At 71.8% G+C, this 14500-nt stretch carries 14 protein-coding genes; 8 read left to right on the top strand and 6 right to left on the bottom strand.

Going from position 1 to position 14500, the window contains the following annotated elements; all coding sequences use genetic code 11:
* Positions 1–67 precede the first annotated feature (67 nt).
* From GAK38_RS05810 to GAK38_RS05780, 7 genes are all read left to right on the top strand, one after another.
* Positions 68–2482 (top strand): Tex family protein, encoded by a 2415-nt coding sequence (locus tag GAK38_RS05810; RefSeq protein ID WP_325342379.1) that lies wholly within the window; start codon positions 68–70, stop codon positions 2480–2482.
* A gap of 43 nt (positions 2483–2525) precedes the next feature.
* A complete protein-coding gene (locus GAK38_RS05805; RefSeq protein ID WP_325342240.1) occupies positions 2526–2657 on the top strand; it encodes an AbrB/MazE/SpoVT family DNA-binding domain-containing protein in 132 nt (43 codons plus the stop codon).
* Positions 2658–2777: 120 nt separating this feature from the next.
* Entirely contained in the window at positions 2778–3188 is a 411-nt protein-coding gene (locus tag GAK38_RS05800) for a type II toxin-antitoxin system VapC family toxin (protein ID WP_325342238.1), read from the top strand.
* Positions 3189–3199: 11 nt separating this feature from the next.
* Complete coding sequence (locus GAK38_RS05795) at positions 3200–4024, top strand: HDOD domain-containing protein (protein ID WP_325342236.1); 825 nt, start codon at positions 3200–3202, stop codon at positions 4022–4024.
* Positions 4025–4194: 170 nt separating this feature from the next.
* The gene (locus GAK38_RS05790) at positions 4195–5073 is read left to right on the top strand and encodes a 2-keto-4-pentenoate hydratase (protein ID WP_325342234.1); all 879 of its coding nucleotides are present in this window, start codon (positions 4195–4197) and stop codon (positions 5071–5073) included.
* Between the two features lie 57 nt (positions 5074–5130).
* Positions 5131–6072: an alpha/beta hydrolase gene (locus GAK38_RS05785; protein ID WP_325342232.1), complete on the top strand. Its 942-nt coding sequence runs from the start codon at positions 5131–5133 to the stop codon at positions 6070–6072.
* Between the two features lie 14 nt (positions 6073–6086).
* Positions 6087–6992, top strand: a complete 906-nt coding sequence (locus GAK38_RS05780; RefSeq protein WP_325342230.1) for a YbgC/FadM family acyl-CoA thioesterase — start codon at positions 6087–6089, stop codon at positions 6990–6992.
* Positions 6993–7222: 230 nt separating this feature from the next.
* Here the strand turns inward: GAK38_RS05780 and GAK38_RS05775 are convergent, their stop codons facing one another.
* The 5 genes from GAK38_RS05775 to GAK38_RS05755 all read right to left on the bottom strand — a co-directional run bounded on the left by GAK38_RS05775 (position 7223) and on the right by GAK38_RS05755 (position 12642).
* Positions 7223–8497 carry an MFS transporter gene (locus GAK38_RS05775; RefSeq protein WP_325342228.1) on the bottom strand — a complete coding sequence of 425 codons (1275 nt, stop codon included), beginning with the start codon at positions 8495–8497 and terminating at the stop codon, positions 7223–7225.
* A gap of 141 nt (positions 8498–8638) precedes the next feature.
* The gene (locus GAK38_RS05770) at positions 8639–9613 is read right to left on the bottom strand and encodes a sulfonate ABC transporter substrate-binding protein (RefSeq protein ID WP_325342226.1); all 975 of its coding nucleotides are present in this window, start codon (positions 9611–9613) and stop codon (positions 8639–8641) included.
* Between the two features lie 114 nt (positions 9614–9727).
* On the bottom strand, positions 9728–10327 hold the full coding sequence (locus GAK38_RS05765; protein WP_325342224.1) for an ATP-dependent Clp protease proteolytic subunit: 600 nt from the start codon (positions 10325–10327) through the stop codon (positions 9728–9730).
* 78 nt (positions 10328–10405) lie between these two features.
* Positions 10406–11773, bottom strand: coding sequence for an LLM class flavin-dependent oxidoreductase (locus GAK38_RS05760; RefSeq protein ID WP_325342222.1), 1368 nt, complete (start codon positions 11771–11773; stop codon positions 10406–10408).
* Positions 11770–12642 carry a class I SAM-dependent methyltransferase gene (locus tag GAK38_RS05755; protein WP_325342220.1) on the bottom strand — a complete coding sequence of 291 codons (873 nt, stop codon included), beginning with the start codon at positions 12640–12642 and terminating at the stop codon, positions 11770–11772. Before GAK38_RS05755 ends, GAK38_RS05760 begins: the two co-directional genes overlap by 4 nt.
* A gap of 187 nt (positions 12643–12829) precedes the next feature.
* On the opposite strand from GAK38_RS05755, the gene GAK38_RS05750 reads away from it, so the two are divergent.
* Positions 12830–13441, top strand: coding sequence for a nitroreductase family protein (locus GAK38_RS05750; RefSeq protein WP_325342218.1), 612 nt, complete (start codon positions 12830–12832; stop codon positions 13439–13441).
* A gap of 58 nt (positions 13442–13499) precedes the next feature.
* Here the strand turns inward: GAK38_RS05750 and ygfZ are convergent, their stop codons facing one another.
* A complete protein-coding gene (gene ygfZ, locus GAK38_RS05745) occupies positions 13500–14459 on the bottom strand; it encodes a CAF17-like 4Fe-4S cluster assembly/insertion protein YgfZ (protein ID WP_325342217.1) in 960 nt (319 codons plus the stop codon).
* Positions 14460–14500: the final 41 nt, after the last annotated feature.

Genomic DNA, 14500 nt, shown 5'->3' with positions numbered 1-14500 from the left:
GGATGCGGCCGTAGCGCTATGGCACACTTGCCCGCTTCGTTTTTCCGTGTCCGCGCCGCTCGCCTCCATGCAGAAGATCATCCGGCAGATCGCCGCCGAAATCCGCATCACCGAACCACAGGTCCAGGCGGCCGTCGACCTGCTCGACGGCGGCGCCACCGTGCCCTTCGTGGCGCGCTACCGCAAGGAGGCCACGGGCGGCCTCGACGACGTGCAGCTGCGCGAACTGGAAGCGCGCCTGTCCTACCTGCGCGAGCTGGAGGGCCGCCGCGCCGCGGTGCTCAAGGCCATCGACGAGCAGGGCAAGCTGACCGACGCGCTGCGCCTGGCCATCGCCAACGCGCCGACCAAGCAGGAACTGGAAGACATCTATCTGCCGTTCAAGCAGAAGCGCCGCACCAAGGGCCAGATCGCGCGCGAATTCGGCATCGAGCCGCTGGCTGACCGGCTGTTCGCCGATCCGGCGCTGGACCCGGCCGTGGAGGCCGCGGCCTTCACCCGGCCGCCCGAGGTGCTGGACGACGGCAAGCCCGGCGCCGACTTCTCCACCGTGCCGGCCGTGCTCGACGGCGTGCGGGACATCCTCTCGGAACGCTGGGCCGAGGACGCCGTGCTGGTGCAGTCCTTGCGCGAATGGCTTTGGGCCGAGGGCCTGCTGCAGAGCAGGAAGGTCGAATCGAAAAGCGAAGCCGACCCCGAGGTCGCCAAGTTCCGCGACTACTTCGACTACGACGAGCCGATCGGCCGCGTGCCGTCGCACCGCGCGCTGGCCGTGTTCCGCGGCAGGGCGCTGGAGATCCTCGAAGCCAAGCTGGTGCTGCCCACCGAGCCGCAGGCGAGTTTGGATTCCTCTCCCGGGGCCGGCAAGCCCGTCAGCATCGCCGAGGGCCGCATCGCCCTGCACCTCGGCTGGAGCCATGCCGGCCGCCCGGCCGACGACCTGCTGCGCAGGTGCGTGGCCTGGACCTGGCGCGTCAAGCTCAGCCTCTCGACCGAGCGCGACCTGTTCTCGCGCCTGCGCGAGGAGGCGGAGAAGGTCGCGATCAAGGTCTTCGCCGACAACCTGCGCGACCTGCTGCTGGCCGCCCCGGCCGGCCCGCGCGTGGTGATGGGCCTGGACCCGGGCATCCGCACCGGCGTGAAGGTGGCGGTGGTCGACGCGACCGGCAAGCTCGTGGATACCTCCACGGTGTATCCCCACGAGCCCCGCCGCGACTGGGAAGGTTCGCTGCATACCCTGGCCAGGTTGGTCGAGAAGCATGGCGTGAACCTGATCGCCATCGGCAACGGCACCGCCAGCCGCGAGACCGACAGGCTGGCCGCCGACCTGATCAAGCTCGCTGCGAAAGCCGAGCGCACGATCGAGAAGGTGGTCGTGAGCGAGGCCGGCGCCTCGGTCTATTCCGCGAGCGAATACGCATCGCAGGAGATGCCCGACGTGGACGTGAGCCTGCGCGGCGCCGCCTCCATCGCGCGCCGCCTGCAGGACCCGCTGGCCGAACTGGTCAAGATCGACCCCAAGAGCATCGGCGTGGGCCAGTACCAGCACGACGTGAACCAGGGCGAGCTGGCCCGCACGCTCGACGCCGTGGTCGAGGACTGCGTGAACGCGGTCGGCGTGGACCTCAACACCGCCAGCGCGCCGCTGCTCTCGCGCGTCTCGGGCCTGTCGCCGAGCGTGGCCAAGGCGGTCGTGCGCTGGCGCGAGGCGAACGGCGCCTTTGCCAGCCGGCAGGACCTGCTCAAGGTGAGCGGCCTGGGCGCCAAGACCTTCGAGCAGAGCGCGGGCTTTCTGCGCATCCGCGGCGGCAGCAACCCGCTGGACATGACCGGCGTGCACCCTGAGACCTACCCGGTGGTCGAGCAGATCATCGCCAGGACCGGCAGGCCGGTCGCCGAGCTCATGGGCCGCGCCGACATGCTCAAGACGCTGAAGCCGGAGCTGTTCGCCAACAAGCGGTTCGGCGTCATCACGGTAAAGGACATCCTCGGCGAACTGGAGAAGCCGGGCCGCGACCCGCGCCCGGACTTCAAGGTCGCCCGCTTCAATGACGGCGTGGAAGACATCGCCGATCTGAAGGAAGGCATGGTCCTGGAAGGCACGGTCAGCAATGTGGCCCAGTTCGGCGCCTTCGTGGACCTCGGTGTGCACCAGGACGGCCTGATCCATGTGAGCCAGCTGAGCCACCGATTCGTCAACGACGCGCGCGAGGTCGTCAAGACCGGCGACATCGTCAAGGTCAAGGTGCTCGAAGTGGACGTGGGCCGCAAGCGCATCAGTCTCACGATGAAGCTCGACGCCGCCCCGGCGCGCCGCGACGGCCCGCGCGACAACCGCTTCGAGCCCGCGGGAGGGCGCGGGAACGGCGGCGGGGCAGGGCGGGGCGCGCCGGCGCAGGGCTACGGCCGCCGGCAGGATGCATCGGTCGGCAACAACGCCATGGCCGACGCCTTCGCCCGGCTCAAGGGAGTCGGGCGGTAGATACATTGGCGCCATCCGCCTTCCCATCGCATTGGAGAACGTCATGCCGCTGCACATCGCCCGCTGGGGCAACAGCCTCGCCGTGCGCCTGCCCGCCACGCTCGTGCGCCAGGCGGGACTGGCCGCGCAGGACGGGTGGAAGCCCGGCTCACGCCTGCCGGTGAGCTCGTGCTGATGCCGATAGCGCGTGCGGAGCCGACGACGGTGCGCGTCGTCCTCAGGGGTCTGGTGCGCGACCAGGACGGCGACGATGCCGCGCTGCTGCGCGCCGTCGGCGAGGGTGACCGGCAGACCCATGGCTGACGAGGCCCGCAGGATCGCGCTGGACACCAACGTCCTCGCGCGCTACCTGCCCGCCGACGACGAGGCGCAGGCCGAGCGCGCCGCGCGCCTGCTCGAATCGGGCGCGCGGTACTTCGTGCCGGTCACCGTCGGGCTGGAACTGGCCTGGGTGCTGCGCTCCGCCGGCGTTGCCGGGCAAGACGTCCTGCGCGCCTTCCGGCACCTGCACGGCCTGCCCGGCATGGCGTGGCAGCATGCGGCTGCCTGGCAGGCCGCGCTGCGCCAGGCGGCGACCGGTTTCGACATCGCCGATGCACGGCATCTGGCGCTGTCGGCAGACTGCGACGAACTTGCCACCTTCGACGATCGCTTCGCCGTGCGCGCCCGGCGGCTGGCGGTGCAGCCGCCGGCCACTGCTGCGTAGCGTCCGCGGCCATGGATTCCTCCATCTTTCTGGCTGTCGAGGCGGCCCTGCCCAGCATCCCGCGCACCGTCGCGCTGCTGCTGGCCGAGCTGGACCGCCCGGGCGCCGAGGGCCTGGACCTGCAGCGCATCAACCAGCTCGTCGCCGGCGACCCGGTGCTGGCCGCGCGCATCCTGCAGCGGGCCAACGCGCCCGACTTCCTCCTCCAGCGCCAGGTGGCCGGCGTGCCGCAGGCGCTGGCGCTGCTCAGCCGCGAGCAGCTGCGCGGCGTGGTCGCGGCGGTGCCGGTCGGCGGTTCGCTGCAGGCCGTGCCGGGGGTGGACCTGCGGCAGTTCTGGCGCTACAGCCGGCGCGTGGCGCGGCAGGTGCGCTCGCTCGCCGGGCTGGTCCACCAGGACCAGACGGCGGCCGCCACCGCCGGCCTGCTGCATGCGCTGGGCGAACTGGCGATGGTGCGGGCCGAGCCGGCGCGCATGCTGCGCGTCGACGCGCTGGCCGGCCCGCTGGACCCGCGCCGCGCCCGCGCCGAGCAGCGGCTGTTCGGCCACAGCTATGCGCAGGTGAGCGCTGCCCTGGCACGGCACTGGCAGCTGCCGGCCACCGTGATCGATGCGCTCGAACACCAGCACGCGCCGTTCGACAGCGACAGCTACGAACCGCTGGCCGGCGTCGTCCACCTGGCCAGCTGGTGCGCCCGCGCGCGCAGCAGCGGGCTGGGCGAGCGCGAGATGACCGTCTCGTTCCCGGCCGAAGTGGGACTGGCGCTCTCCCTCGACATCGACATGGTGCTCCAGCAGGATCCGTTCGACTGGACGGGGGCGCAGGACCGCCATTAGAAGAGAAGAGCTATATATACCCAGGAGTAATTATACCGGTCGACCGCTGCATAAGGCCTATAAAGGAATACCCCTTATTTCGTGGCGATCCCCCACGGCGGAGGCGAGCCGGCGTAGGATCGCCGTGGCGCTTGTCCGGCGTGCCGCCAGCCTTCCCAGGAGACCGTCCCATGCCTTTGTTCCGCCGCCTGCCGTCCGCTGCCGTCGCCGTGGTGGCCTTCCTCGGCGCGGCCGCCGCGACCGCCGAATGCCTGAGCGACGCGCAGGTCGCCGTCCTGGCGTCGAGCTACGAGGCCCGCACGCCGGCCCCCACGCCCGCCGGCCTGAGCGAAGCCGATGCCGCCTGTACCCGCGACAAGTTCAACGCCTGGCTGGCGCAGCGCCATGGCAAGGTCATCGGCTACAAGGCCGGGCTGACCAGCACCGCGGTGCAGCAGCGCTTCCACTACGACAAGCCCGTCTGGGGCAAGCTCTACCAGGGCATGGTGCTGGCCAACGGCGCCACGGTCGACGCGGCCTTCGGCGCCCGGCCGCTGTTCGAGGCCGACCTGCTGGTGCGGGTGAGGGACGCGCGCATCAACAGCGCCCGCACCCCGGCCGAGGTGCTGGCCAGCATCGACCGCATCATTCCTTTCATCGAGATGCCCGACCTCGTGGTCGAGTCGCCGCTGCAGCTCGACGGCCCCGGCGTGGCCGCGATCAACGTCGGCGCCCGCCTGGGCGTGGCCGGTGCGCCGATCGCCATCCCGAAGCTGCGGGCCGAGCGCTATGCGCTGCTCGATGCGCTGCGCGACATGGCCGTGGTGGTCAGCGACGGCAGCGGCGCCACGCTGGCCCAGGGCAGGGGCAGCGACATCCTGGGCCATCCGCTCAACGCGGTCATCTGGATCGCCGATGCGCTGCAGCGCGAGAACCTCGCCCTGCAGCCGGGCGACGTGGTCAGCCTGGGCTCGTTCTCGCCGCTGATGCCGCCCCGGCCCGGCCAGTCGATCAGCGTGCGCTACGACGGCCTGCCGGGCGCCGCGCCGGTGCGGGCCAGCTTCCGCTGAACCTGGAAACACTGCTTTTTCGTCACGCCCGGTCCCTCGCGCGCCTATGCTTGGCGGATGACTTCTACCGCTCTGACACCGCAGATGCGCAGCGTGATCGACCGCATGGAGCGCGCCGGCCGAGCGCCGCTGCACAGCCTGCCGCCCGCCGCTGCGCGCAAGGCCTACGCGCTCGGCGCCGACGTGCTCGAAATCCCCCGCCCGGCGCTGCCGCGCGTCGAAGACCTCACCCTCCCCGCGCGCGACGGCCACGGCCTGCCGGCCCGCCTGTATGCCCCGCAAACGGGCGGCCCGCTTCCGCTGCTGCTGTATACCCACGGGGGTGGCTTCACCATCGGCAGCATCGAGACGCATGACACGCTGTGCCGCGAACTGGCCCGCCAGGCCGGCTGCATGGTCGTATCGCTGGACTACCGGCTCGCGCCGGAGCACAAGTTCCCGACCGCGGCGAACGACGCCTGGGATGCGCTCGCCTGGCTCGCGGGCAACGCCGCCACGCTCGGCGCCGACCCGGCCCGGCTGGCCGTGGGTGGCGACAGCGCCGGCGGCACGCTGGCCGCGGTCAACGCCATCCTGGCGCGCGACGCCGGCCTGCCGCTGGCGCTGCAGCTGCTGATCTACCCCGGCACCACCGCCCACCAGGACACGCCCTCGCACCGGCGCTTCGCCGACGGCCCCGTACTGGGCGAGGCATCGATCTCCTGGTTCTTCGCGCAGTACGTGCGCAGCCGCGCCGACCGCGATGACTGGCGCTTCGCCCCGCTGAATGCCGACGACGTCGAAGGTGTGGCACCGGCCTGGGTGGGCCTCGCCGAATGCGATCCGCTGGTGGACGAGGGCAGCGCCTATGCCGACAAGCTGCGCGCCGCCGGCGTGCCGGTGGACCTGGAGATCTACCGCGGCGTGACGCACGAATTCATCAAGATGGGGCGCGCCATTCCCGAGGCGCGCACCGCCCAGGCCGATGCCGCGCGTGCGCTGCGCACGGCCTTCTTCTGACCGCGGACATCTCCATGACCGAGACCCCTGTGCCTGCATCCCGGCTGCGCCGCGGCGACTTCCGCTTCTTCCACCGCCTGCGCGTGCGCAGGGCCGAGGTCGACATGCAGAAAATCGTCTTCAGCGGCCACTACCTGCTGTACCTCGACGCCGCCATGGGCGGCTACTGGCGCGCGCTGGCGCTGCCCTACGCCGAGAGCATGGAGGCGCTGGGCGGCGACCTGTACCTGAAGAAGGCCGCGGTCGAATACCACGCGCCGGCCTTCTACGACGACCAGCTCGACATCGCGCTGCGCTGCGAGCGCATCGGCCGCTCGTCGATCGCGTTCGCCGCCGCGGTCTTCCGCGGCGATGCGCTGCTGGCTGGCGGCGAACTGCTCTACGTCTACGTCGATCCCGCCGCGCGGCGTCCGCAGCCGGTGCCGCCCGCGCTGCGCAGCGTGCTGCTGGGCTACGAGGCCGGCGAGCCGGTCTACGCGGTGCACACCGGCCCGTGGGATGCCCTGGGCAACCAGGCCGGCCGCGTGCGCACCGCCGTCTTCGTGGACGAGCAGGGCATCGCGCCCGAGGACGAATGGGATGCCGACGACGCCACGGCCATCCACGCGGTCGTCGTCAACCGCCTGGGCCAGCCGCTGGCCACCGGCCGCCTGCTGCGCCACGGCCAAGGCGAGGGCCGCATCGGCCGCATGGCCGTGCACTGCAGCCTGCGCGGCAGCCGCCTCGGCCGGGCCGTGCTCGACGCGCTGGTCGAGACCGCCCGGGCCCGCGGCGACCACACGCTGCTGCTGCATTCGCAGCGCAGCGCCGAGGGCTTCTATGCCAATGCCGGCTTCGCGCCGCATGGCGAGCCCTTCGACGAGGTCGGCATCGCGCACATCGAGATGCGCCGGGCGCTGCCACCCTTACTGGACAAATAGCACCGGTGATTTGGTGGACACCAACGTACTGGTCGCGGCCTTGCGGTCGTCGCACAACGGTGCGTCGTTCGCCCTGCTGTCGCGGCCCGGCAGCGTTCCGGTGTCGCAACAGGCGCGCGATGCGGTCCTGGACATGCTGTGCCGGGAAAGCGAACACCTCGAAGCGAAGGCCCGGCGGGCCAGCGGCACGTCCTTCGATGCAGCGCTGGCCCAGGTGCCGGATGCGGGCGTCACGCGCCCGACCGACGGGCGTCCGCCCGCTTGCGGTTGCTCGGCAGGAAGGCCGTGGCCAGGCCCAGCAGCGGCAGGAACGAGGTCACGCCGTAGACCCAGACGATGCCGTGCACGTCGGCCAAGTGCCCCAGGCCGGCGGCGCCGATGCCGCCGATGCCGAACATCAGGCCGAACATCAGGCCCGAGACCATGCCCACGCGGCCCGGCGCGGCCTCCTGCGCATAGACCACCAGCGCCGCGAAGGCCGAGGACATCACCAGGCCGACCACGCTGGCCAGCACCGCCGTCCAGAACAGGTTGGCATGCGGCAGCAGCAGCGCGAACGGCGCCACGCCGAGAAAGGAGATCCAGATCACCGCCTTGCGGCCGATGCGGTCGCCCACCGGCCCGCCGGCGAAGGTGCCGAGCGCGACCGACGCGAGGAACAGGAACAGGAACATCTGGCTTTCCTGCACAGCCAGGCCGAAGCGCTGGATCAGGTAGAAGGTGAAGTAGTTGGTGAACGAGGCGATGTAGACGAACTTGGCGAACATCAGGATGCAGATCACCACGATGGCCTGCACGATGCGGCGGCCGCTCAGGCCCTCGCCCTGGCTGCGCGCCAGCCCCTTGAGCTGCGCCTGGCCGTGGGCCAGCGTCCAGCCGGTCAGGCGCGACAGCACCCCGATGGCGACCAGGGCCACGACGACGAACCAGGCGATGGCCCGCTGCCCGTGCGGGATGACGATGGCCGCTGTCAGCAGCGGGCCAATGGCCGAGCCGGTGTTGCCGCCGACCTGGAAGGTCGACTGCGCCGTGCCGAAGCGCCCGCCCGAGGCCATGCGCGCCACCCGCGAGGCTTCGGGATGGAAGGTGGCCGAGCCGATGCCGACCACGGCCGATGCGACCAGCAGCATCGGATAGCTGCCGGCTGTGGCCAGCAGCACGATGCCCAGCGCCGTCATCACCATGCCCGAGGGCAGCAGGTAGGGTTTGGGATGCTTGTCGGTATAAAGGCCGATCCACGGCTGGAGCAGCGATGCCGTCACCTGGTAGGTCAACGCAATCATGCCGATCTGCCCGAAGCTCAGCGAGAACTGGTCCTTGAGCATCGGATAGACCGACGGCAGCATCGCCTGGATCAGGTCGTTGAGCAGGTGCGCGAAGGCCGCTGCGCCGACGATGCGCAGCAGGAAGCCCTGCGGGCGGGTGTCCGCGCCGGAGACGGTGGCGGGGGATGAGGACGAGGCTGGCAGTGGCAGGCTGCCGAGCGTGGCGGTCTTGTCGGTCATGGAAGCGGCGGTGCGTGCGAGAGGAGACAGGGAGGGTACGGGAGCCACGTGTGTCTGTCTTTCGCCTGTCGGTCATCTTTCGTCGAATTTCCGCCACACTGCCCCAACCGCCGGCTGCCGGCGGTCGGGCCGGCCGGCGCGTCAGCCCCGGGCCTGCCAGACCGCGTCGGCCACCTTCACCGGCTTCGGGATCAGCCTGAGCTGGAAGAACGCATCGGCCACGGCCTGCTGCTGCGCCGTCACCTCGGCGCCCAGCGGCGCCGCGCCATAGCCCTGGCGGCCCAGCGCCAGCTGCGTGATCTCGGGCGTGAGGCCGATCAGCGGCGCGATCTGCTTCGCGGCCTCGGGCAGGTGGGCCTTGGCCCACCTGCCTGTGCGGTCGAGCTCGCGCAGCGCGAGCGACACCACCTGCGGATGGGCCTGGGCGTACCTGCGCGAGGCCAGGTAGAACTGGTAGTTGCTGACCAGGCCCTGGCCGTCGCGCAGGGTGCGTGTGGGCAGCTGCTTCTCGGCCGCGGCCAGGAACGGGTCCCAGATCGCCCAGGCATCGACGCTGCCGCTGGCGAAGGCCGCGCGGCCGTCGGCCGGTGCGAGAAAGGTGGCCTGGACCTCGCCGTACTGCACGCCGGCCGCTTCGAGCGCCTTGACCAGCAGGTAGTGCACGTTGGAGCCCTTGTTGAAGGCGATGCGCCTGCCCTTGAGGTCGGCCACGGTGCGGATCGGTGAATCGGCCTTGACCAGGATGGCCTCGCCGGCGGGCGAGGGCGGCTCCACGCCGACGTAGACCAGGTCGGCGCCGGCGGCCTGGGCGAACACCGGCGGCGCCTCGCCGGTCGAGCCGAAGTCGATCGCGCCGACATTGAGGGCTTCCAGCAGCTGCGGGCCGCCCGGGAACTCGGTCCAGGTCACCGACGTTCCCTGTGCGGCCAACTGCTTTTCCAGCCCGCCGTCGCCCTTGAGCAGCACGAGGCTGCCGTACTTCTGGTAGCCGATGCGCAGCGTCCGGCCCGGCGGTTGCTGCGCCAGGGCGGGAGCGCCGAAGGCCAGTGCGCCGGCACCGGCCACGAGCCGGCGGCGGGTCAGGTCAAGGGAAGGGAAGCGATGGTCGTTCGGCATGGCGGCAGGGTTCTTTCATTGGTAATGGGCAAGCCCGCACGGTAGCCAGCCCGCCCGCGGCGGGGAACGTCGGAAACCGGATATTCATATCACCCCGGCCCGCCGGCCTGCCGGTCAGCCCCGCAGCTGGGACTTGTGCTCGACCACGCGCGACACCAGCCCGTAGTCGACCGCCTCGCTGGCCGAGAGCCAGCGGTCGCGCTCGATGTCGGCCAGCACCGCGTCGAGCGGTCTGCCGGTCTCGCGCGCGATCTCGTGCGCGATGCGCCGCCGGGCCTTGATGATCTCCTCGGCCTGGATGGCGATGTCGGTGGCCTGCCCGCCCGCACCGCCGCTGGGCTGGTGGATCAGGAAGCGGGTGTTGGGCAGGCACACGCGGCGCTCGCGCGGCGCGCCGAGGAACAAGTGCGTGGCGGCGCTGCCCACCCAGCCGGTGCCGATCATGTAGACCGGTGCGCTGATGAAGCGCACGACGTCGTGGATCGCGTCGCCCGATTCGAGGTGGCCGCCGGGCGAGCTCACGAGGATGTCGATCGGTTTGTCGGCGCTGTCGGCATCGAGCGCGATGAGCCGGCGGCTCACGTCGGCGGCGACCGCGTCGGTGATGGCGCCGAAGATCAGCAGGGTGCGCGAGCGGAACGCCTTTTCCTCCAGGAAGGAGTTGCGCGGCTCCGCGGTCGCGGCCGGGGTGGGGTCGTCGGTGTCTGGGGTCATGGCGGTGTATGGTTCGATGGATGGGCTGCTTCGCGCAGCGCAGGGGCATCCATCATGCCGCAGCGGCCGCCGGCATGCTCAGGCCGCCAGCGCCTGCCGCCGGCGCAGCGCGAACTGGTTCTCCGGCCGCGCGAGGCCGAGGTTCTCGCGCAGCGTGCGGCCCTCGTAGGCGGTGCGGAACAGGCCGCGCTTCTGCAGCTCGGGCACCACGAGGTCGCCGAAGTCCACGAGCGATGCCGGCAGCACCGGCGGCATCACATTGAAGCCGTCGGCGGCCTCGTTCTCGAACCAGGACTGGATCTCGTCGGCGATCTGCTGCGGCGTGCCGACGACCACCCAGTGGCCGCGCGCGCCGGCCAGGTATTCGTAGAGCTGGCGCACGGTGAAACGCTCGCGCCGGGCCAGCTCGATCACCACGCCGTGGCGGCTCGGGCTGCCGCCGGGCGCGTCCGGGTAATAGGGCGGCGGGGCGTCCAGGTCCCACTTCGCCAGGTCCTCGTGCGGCCAGAAGCGCTGGATGGTCTGCAGGCCGACGGACGGGTGGATCAGCCGCTGCAGTTCGGCCCATTTCTCCTGCGCCTCGGCCTGGGTGCGGCCGACCACGGGCGAGATGCCGGGCAGCACCAGCAGCTGTTCGGGGTGGCGGCCGTACTTCACCAGCCGGCCCTTCACGTCGCGGTAGAAGGACTGCGCCTCGGCCAGGCTGGTCCAGGCGGTGAAGATGGCTTCGGCCGATGCGGCGGCCAGCTCGCGGCCGGCCTCCGACGAGCCGGCCTGGACGATCACCGGATAGCCCTGCGGCGGGCGCTCCAGGTTCAGCGGACCTTCGACCTTGAAGTGCTTGCCGGCATGGTCGATGCGGTGCAGCTTGGCCGGGTCGAAGTAGATGCCCGAGGCCGGGTCGCGGATGAAGGCGTCGTCCTCGAAGCTGTCCCACAGGCCCTTGACCACGTCGATGAACTCGTGCGCGCGCTCGTAGCGCACGGCCGGCTCCGGATGGCGGTCCAGGCCGAAGTTGCCGTGCACGTTGTCGGCGCTGGTTGTCACCACGTTCCAGGCCGCGCGGCCCTTGCTGATGTGGTCGAGCGAGGCGAACTTGCGCGCCAGCGTGAACGGGTCTTCGTACGTGGTCGAGGCCGTGGCGACGAAGCCGATGTGCCGGGTGGCCACCGACAGCGCGGCCCACAGCGTGAGCGGCTCGAAATGCGACACGCGGCCCAGGCGGCGCAGCGACTCGTGGTCGCCCTGGTGGCGCTGTCCGGGGCTGTCGGCCACGAAGAGCTGGTCGAACAGGCCGCGCTCGGCGATGCGGGCGACCTCGATGTAGTGGTCGATGTTGACGCCCGAATCGACCTGCGAGCCCGGGTGCCGCCAGGCGGCGATGTGGTGGCCGGTGGCCATCACGAAGGCGCCCAGGCGCAGCTGGCGTTTGGCGGCGGCGGTCATGCGGCGGTCCTCGGTTTGGCAAAGAGCAGGGTGGCGCGGTCGGACTCGCCGATGGCCAGGTAGCGGTCGCGGTCGGCCGCGCCGTTGCGCAGCGTGGGCGGCAGCGCCCAGACGCCGCCCGGGTGGTCGTGCGTGTCGCGCGGGTTGGCGTTGATCTCGCTCGCGGCCACGAAGACGAAGCCGGCGGCGCGGGCGCGCTCGACGATGAAGTCCTGCGGCACGTAGCCGGTCTCGATCACGCGGGCCAGCGGTGTGCCGGGCGGCGCGCGGTGCTCCTCCACGCCGAGCACGCCGCCGGGCTTGAGCACGTCGTAGAAGGCGCGCAGCGTGTCGTCGAGGTGGCCGGCTGCGATCCAGTTGTGCACGTTGCGGAAGGTCAGCACCGCATCGGCGCCGCCGCGCGGGTGGATGTCGGTGAAGCCGCCGGCGCGCGGCAGGGTGCCGAGCACGACGCGGCCGTAGGTCTTCGGGTCGGCGCGCAGCTTCTCGGCGAAGGCGGCGCGGCCTTTGCGCTCGTACTCGGTGCCGTCGGCCGGCGCATGGGCCGCGTAGAGCCGGCCGCGGTCGTGCAGGTAGGGCGCGAGGATCTCGGTGTACCAGCCGCCGCCCGGCGCGATCTCGACGACCTGCCAGTCGGGCCGCAGGCCGAAGAACTCCAGCGTCTCCAGCGGATGGCGGGCGCCGTCGCGGGCGCGGCTGGCGGCGCTGCGGGCCGGGCTGTCCACGGCGGCGGCGAGGGCCGCGTGCTGGGCCGGGGTGAGCGGCGCCGGCCGCTGCTGGGCGGCCGCCCAGCCGGGCAGGGCGAGCAGGGGCAGCGGCAGCAGGGCGCGGCGGCGCAGCGCGGGGGCGAAGCGTTGGGAGTGGAACATGGTCTTGGGCGATGGGCGTGGCGCGACAGGGGCGGCACAGTCTGCCTCAAGCGCGTCCGAACATCGTTATGCGCGCAGCGATGAACGGGCGGGCCGGCGCCCGGCAGGATGCCGCCGGGGCGGCTATGCTGCACCGTCCCCGTTTCGTCATCCATCCGTCTTCGCCGCAGAGAGAGGAAAGCGAACCATGTCCCAAGCTTCCGCCGCGCCGCCGCGCGAGCCGCAGTACCCGATCGACCCGCTGTTCACCCGCCGCTGGTCGCCGCGCGCCTTCACCGAGGAGGCCATCGACCAGTCCGCGCTGCTGGGCCTGCTCGAAGCCGCGCGCTGGGCGCCCTCGGGCTTCAACGCCCAGCCCTGGCGCTTCATCTACGCGCGCCGCGGCACCCCGGCCTGGCAGCCGATCTTCGATGCGCTGTCCGAATACAACGGCGGCTGGGCCAAGCGCGCCGCGGCGCTCGTGGTGATCCTCTCGCGCACGGTCTGGGTGCCGCCGGGCAAGACCGAGCAGCAGCCGGTCACGACGCATGCCTTCGACGCCGGCGCGGCCTGGGCCAGCCTCGCGTTCCAGGCGACGCTGTCGGGCTGGCATGCGCACGGCATCGGCGGCTTCGACCGCGACCGCCTGCGCGTGGCGCTCGACGTTCCGCAGGATTACGCGATCCACGCCATCGCCGCCATCGGCAGGCGCGGCGACAAGTCGCTGCTGCCCGAGGCGCTGGCCGCCCGCGAGGCGCCGAACCAGCGCCTGCCGCTGGCCGCGCTGGCAGCGGAAGGGAAGTTCGGCTTCGCCGAATGATACCCCTGGAGGTAGTGGCCCATAGCGACTGCTTTCCGCAGGCTGTGGGCCTATACTCCTAGATGTCTTCGAGCAGGGCGTAGGGCAGCGGCCGCAGTTCCAGCGCCGTGGCGGCCGCGTCGCCGCCGGTGCGCAGGCCGCCGGCCTGGGCCGCGCTGACCTGCAGCGACACCAGCGCATCCCAGCCGCCGCCGAGCTCGGCCGGCGCCGGGGCGACCTCCACCACCGTGCCGGCCGGCTGCTGCGGGTCGTCCGCCGCGAACACCTCGGCGCCCGCGGCCAGCGGCGCGGCGGCATGGACCAGGTAGGTGCGGCGCTTGAGCGTGCCGCGGAACTGGCTGCGCGCGACCACCTCCTGGCCGGGGTAGCAGCCCTTTTTGAAGTTCACGCCGCCGACCGATTCGTAATTCAGCATCTGCGGCACGAAGGCGTCGGCCACGGCGGCGGTCGTGGACGCGGCCACGCCACTCCTCACCTCGCCCCAGCGCCAGCGGTCCTCGGCCAGGCCGGCACCCGCGGGCTGCGGCGTTCCGGCGGGCGCGATCCACAGCGCGCGCGGCGTGCCGTCGGCCCGGTACAGGTGGACGATGCGGGCCTGGCCGTCGGCCGCCAGGGTCCAGGGCGCCCGGGCGCCGCCGGGTACGGCGCTGCCGGCCAGGCCGAGCAGGGTAAAGGCGTCGCTCGCGTCGCTGAGCTTCGCCTTGGCCCGCAGCACGTACATCGACAGGCGCTTGACGGTGGCGGCGATCAGGTCGCGGCTGGCGACCAGCAGGATCTCGTTCGGGCCGCGTTTGAAGCCGACGAAGCTGGCCTGCAGCCGCCCCTTGGCCGAGAGCCAGCCGGCCAGCCGGGCCTGGTCCTCGCGCAGCAGCAGGAAGTCGTTGGTGAGCTGGCCGTGCAGGAAGCTGGCGGCATCTTCGCCTTCGGCGCGGATCACGCCGAGGTGGGGCAGGGGGGCCGCCCCATCGAGGATTCCGTCGAGCGTTGCCGGGGCGGCGGCGGGGGGTTGAGCGGTCATCGGTCCATTATCATGCCCGGTCCCATCACCTCCCGGAGTCC

This window comes from Xylophilus sp., from assembly GCA_009914555.1.
GTDB lineage: Bacteria > Pseudomonadota > Gammaproteobacteria > Burkholderiales > Burkholderiaceae_C > WNDY01.
This window is presented reverse-complemented; position numbering and strand designations above follow the sequence as displayed.